General features: G+C 43.4%; 2 protein-coding genes. One reads left to right on the top strand and one right to left on the bottom strand.

Annotated features, from left to right (window positions below):
- Positions 1 to 241 precede the first annotated feature (241 nt).
- Positions 242 to 550 (bottom strand): non-specific lipid-transfer protein, encoded by a 309-nt coding sequence (locus tag CXQ94_RS23745; protein ID WP_219816177.1) that lies wholly within the window; start codon positions 548 to 550, stop codon positions 242 to 244.
- Between CXQ94_RS23745 and CXQ94_RS22955 the strand changes: the two genes are divergently transcribed.
- The coding region (locus CXQ94_RS22955) for a hypothetical protein (RefSeq protein WP_219817116.1) at positions 477 to 701 on the top strand (225 nt) is incomplete at its 3' end. The two genes, CXQ94_RS23745 and CXQ94_RS22955, sit on opposite strands and share 74 nt — an antisense overlap.

Raw genomic sequence — 701 nt, 5'->3', positions numbered from 1 at the left:
ATAAATGGCAACATTAGATTTAGTTGTAATTTTATGAAAAATAAAAACTAGGGTACACATTAAAATAAGATGCATGCGTGAAATAGGAACTACAATAATCAATTTACTCGAAAAAGACAAAAGCCTCATCAAGATAATTGAGTCTCATTTATTATACACTTTACTAGCTAACAAGGCCATTCTTTGGTACGTAGCTCCATGTTTAATTTCTCTTCTGTAGCAACAAAGTTATCCTGTACTTTTAGTGGACTGCATTGCAGTTGGTGTTGGGGCTAATAGGGTAAGGGATGCGGACACCACATGCACCAGGGAGAGCAGCTGCCTTTCCGTAGTTCATTCCTTTAATGGAAGCAGCAGCAGATTTAAGGCAAGTGCATGCAGTTTTCCTGTCAGCCGGGGTGGCGGCTGCGCTGTTTAGGGCCCTAATCCCACCACAACATGCCGGGCTTGGGCCAGGACCTCCCCTAAGGAAGCCAATGCACGCTGCAACCTTGCCCGAAACTAAGCCACAGGTCACGGCGGCCTCGGCATGTGGTGCAAGCACTACCATGCACATGGCAATTGCACAAGCTAACTTAACAATAGCTGAGCTTGCCATAGTTTTTCTTGTGCTTAAGAAAATTGTAGAGTTATTACTAAAAGATCAATATGTTTTTCTTTTTTTATGTTTTGCACTTTTGCTTGATCCCGCCCAGCCCGCC

The organism is Arthrobacter sp. GMC3, from assembly GCF_002929305.1.
Lineage (GTDB): Bacteria > Actinomycetota > Actinomycetes > Actinomycetales > Micrococcaceae > Specibacter.
This window is presented reverse-complemented; position numbering and strand designations above follow the sequence as displayed.